Origin of the sequence: Flavobacterium sp. (assembly GCF_036405015.1) — a bacterium.
Taxonomy (GTDB): domain Bacteria; phylum Bacteroidota; class Bacteroidia; order Flavobacteriales; family Flavobacteriaceae; genus Flavobacterium.
On sequence record NZ_DASWYK010000039.1, the window covers coordinates 1 to 3,511 of the forward strand.

The 3,511-nt window shown below is 28.0% G+C and carries 6 protein-coding genes; 1 reads left to right on the forward strand and 5 read right to left on the reverse strand.

The annotated features are described in order from the left end of the window. From VGE71_RS03050 to VGE71_RS03060, 3 genes are all read right to left on the reverse strand, one after another. Positions 1-413, reverse strand: a 413-nt coding sequence (locus VGE71_RS03050) for a hypothetical protein (protein WP_331136977.1), incomplete at its 3' end; no start/stop codon positions are given. 35 nt (positions 414-448) lie between these two features. Continuing rightward, positions 449-979, reverse strand: coding sequence for a nucleoside monophosphate kinase (locus VGE71_RS03055; protein ID WP_331136978.1), 531 nt, complete (start codon positions 977-979; stop codon positions 449-451). A 33-nt stretch (positions 980-1,012) separates the two neighbouring features. After that, positions 1,013-1,357, reverse strand: coding sequence for a VOC family protein (locus VGE71_RS03060; protein WP_331136979.1), 345 nt, complete (start codon positions 1,355-1,357; stop codon positions 1,013-1,015). A gap of 129 nt (positions 1,358-1,486) precedes the next feature. Here VGE71_RS03060 and VGE71_RS03065 point away from each other — a divergent pair, with 129 nt between their 5' ends. Continuing rightward, positions 1,487-2,158, forward strand: a complete 672-nt coding sequence (locus VGE71_RS03065; protein ID WP_331136980.1) for a DUF3826 domain-containing protein — start codon at positions 1,487-1,489, stop codon at positions 2,156-2,158. Between the two features lie 78 nt (positions 2,159-2,236). Here the strand turns inward: VGE71_RS03065 and VGE71_RS03070 are convergent, their stop codons facing one another. Then, complete coding sequence (locus VGE71_RS03070; protein WP_331136981.1) at positions 2,237-3,031, reverse strand: hypothetical protein; 795 nt, start codon at positions 3,029-3,031, stop codon at positions 2,237-2,239. Positions 3,032-3,092: 61 nt separating this feature from the next. Continuing rightward, on the reverse strand, positions 3,093-3,511 hold a 419-nt coding region (locus VGE71_RS03075), incomplete at its 5' end, for a hypothetical protein (RefSeq protein WP_331136982.1).

Genomic DNA, 3,511 nt, shown 5'->3' on the forward strand with positions numbered 1-3,511 from the left:
TTAGCGAGTGCTTTACTAAAGTTGAATATGAATTCTCTATTCGCTTGGTATTTCAAATTAGCATACTTATGTTCAGGAAGATAAGTGATATCAATAGTTCTTTTGTTGAAATACAAAAAACCAAAATAAGTATTCAGCATATGGCATATATAACCGTATTCTGCAACGAGCTCGGGAGTTTCATTATTTTTCCAGGAATCTAACAAATCATTTTCAGTAATGTTTTGCCAAAAATATTCTTTTTCAAGAATTGATACTATTCGTTCAGCAGTTGCACCGTGTTCTATCTTACTATTAATTCCTTCTAGGAAAACATCCTTAAGCTCTTTGTTTCTGTTCAATACATTAGGAAAATCCATAATTTCTTTTGATGTCAAGTTATGTCCGATTATAACGTTTAGATCAACTCCCATTTTATTTTTATTTTTTAATTACACCGTAAAATACCTTACACTTTTATTTTTTCTAAAAAGAAATCCTCGATCATCACTTTGTATTTTGATGAAGCGTAACGTATTACTTCTTCTCTCATTTCATTATATTTTTCAATATGATTTCTCAGTATTTCTTCGTCATCATACATTTTATAATACTTCTCTTTTGCCATTTGAGTAATTCTGGAAATATCGTTTAGTTTCAAATAAATAATTTCAGAAAGTCTAAACTCATTGGCTGCCATACATTTTTCAAATTCTTTAAATTGTTCAAGATTTCCAATTGCAGCTGTAAAAACATTCATTTGACCTTCAGAAATAATACAAGTCCAAAACGGACACCAGATTTCTGTTGGAATCAATTCTCCATTGTTAATGCAATTATTAATTTGGCTAGCAATAGTATTTTCGCTTTTCAAAAATTCATTTTTAATCCGGTTTCCCGAGATAATGTTTAACTCTTTATCAGAATATAGGAATTCTTCAATTGGAGGAAATACAACTTCAGAAATATTAAAACGAAAGACTATTTTTATTTCAGTCATATTATTTGTTCGATCGATTTTTGACAAGTAAAATTATTTTTTATAAAGTTCTATTTTTCTTCCATCAGGATCTGAAACAATAGTCAAAAAGCCAAAATCTGTTTGCATTGGTTCCGAAAATGATATGCTATGATGATTTAGCAAGTTCAATGTTTTTTCAAAATTGTCAATAACAAAACCTAGTCTTATGTTTTTATCTGCTTCTGTTTGATTTTTTGCCAATGGATAAATTTCTAAAACCATGTTTCCAATTTTAGAAGAATAATGCATAGGCGAATTACCATGTTTATGATAGTCAAATGTTAAACCAAGCAAGTTATAAAAGTCAGCAAGACGTTTGGGTTCATTTGTACGTATTACAATAAGTCTAATCTCCATCTGTTTTAGAACTATATTTATTTATAATTTTCTTTGAATCCTTAATAATTGTTAATTATACACTTAAAAACTCAAAAACCAGATTGCGTTTTGTATTTTTAAATCAAAAACTCAAAACTATTAAAATTTATGAAAAAGAAAAATAGAATAACATTAATCATAATGTTACTTTTAATTACCAGCATTACAATCAATGCACAAACTGGTAAAACAGAACAAGACGAAACAACAAAAGCCAAAGAATGGATTGGTTCTTTATCATTAAATGATCGTGCAAAAGAAGAAAGGTTGTCGCAAGTAGTCGCTACACATTTGATTGCAGTAAAAGAATGGCACAATAGTCATCCCGCTTCTACAGTTCCAGCAGGAATAAATCCTTTGGACGGAAAACCTCTTTCTGAACTGCATAGACAGATTATTGCTGATTCGGCAATGCCTTCAAAAGTTCATGATGATTTAATGAGCGGATTAAGAAAGGATTTAAATGAACAACAAGTAGCTTTAGTTTTAGATAAATATACAGTAGGAAAAGTCGCTTTTACAATGAAAGGTTATCAGGCGATTGTTCCGGAAATGACTGCTACAGAAACTGCTGAAATTCAAAAATTACTAGAAAAAGCACGTGAACAAGCAGTAGATTACAAAAGTATGAAAGAGATTTCGGCTATTTTTGAAATTTACAAAACACAAGCCGAACAATATTTAAATAATAATGGTCGTAACTGGCGCCAGATGTATGCTGATTATACAAAGAAAATTAAAGCCGAAAAAGAAGCAGCTAAAAAGACAAAAACTCCTTAAAATTAAGGAGTTTTTTTATGTTGTTAACTGTAACAAAGTATAAAAAGATAAGACTTACAAGTTAAAATTATCTAATTTTCAAAACTTAATTTTCTTTTGAAAAACAAACTCATAATCACCAATTGTAGTTTTGAAGGTATTGTTTTCAAATTCATAAATAGGCTTTTTATAAATAAGTTTATGGGTTTCAAAATTATAGTGATAAAAAAAGCCGTTTTTTATCTGAACATTTGTTTCGTGTACATTTATTAGAAAAAAATCTCTGGAATTATAATCTCTCACTGTGGCCAAACAAATAAATTTATAGAAATCATCTTCGAATTCTTCTATTTTCAATTCGATTTTTGATCCAATTGGTGTCCAATCTGTCATATTGTAATTTATTCGTAACTGACCTGATTCTTTAATTGAAGTCCAATCACCAAGCAATTCATCTGCACTAACTATACTTACTTCATGAAAGGTTTCAAATTTTAGAGCATTCAAAATTGCATTAAAAATATCTGTTACATAGATTTTATTTTCAAGTTGCTTATAAATTATGTTTCCAATTTTCCTTCGATCATGATTTAAAAACAATTTCGATCGTAATACTTGATTAAGATCGTTAGAAACCAAGTTAAATCTATTAGAATTAAGTGATTCAAATATTTTTATGAATAAAGCTTTGTTTTCTTGAGTAAGAACACTGTTTAAGTCTAGCTCGCTAAAACTACTCCCATATTTTAGCTTTTCATTAAAGTCAGCTAATAATTTATTATATTCTACAGGCATTGTTTCTTCAAATTCGACATTGTTTAGCAATTCAAATAGAATGAAAAACACAAATTTACGTTCAGTAAATGTCTGGTCAAATATTCTTAGTAAGTTCATTTTTTAATTTTAAGAGAAAGAAAAATGATGTTTTTGAAGTTTTGTTAATAGATTGTCTTTATTATATATTTCTAAAATTAAACACATTTACATAATACTCTTTCTGTTTGTCTTCTAGAATAAGTAAACCATTAAAATAGGTTATTTCAAATCGCTTAGTTTCCAAGATTAAGTATTTTAATCTGTAATTATAATCCAGCTCCTTTTGAATTTCGTTGATTATACTTAGTGATTCTTCTTTTTCAATTTTAAACCATTCTTCGATATCAATTGTTTTTTTATGAAAGGAATTTACTTCAGTATCGGTATCCTTTCTTTTAAATAACTCCAAAACAAAATGATAAATCGTTTCTTTTGAAACTAAAATCGTTTTTTCATCCAAACACAGATTATAAGTTATTCTAAAATTGGTATTGTTTTCAGGTCTAATTCTAATTTTATTAACCTCATTTACAAAAATGATTGTGTCTGAGAAAGTAT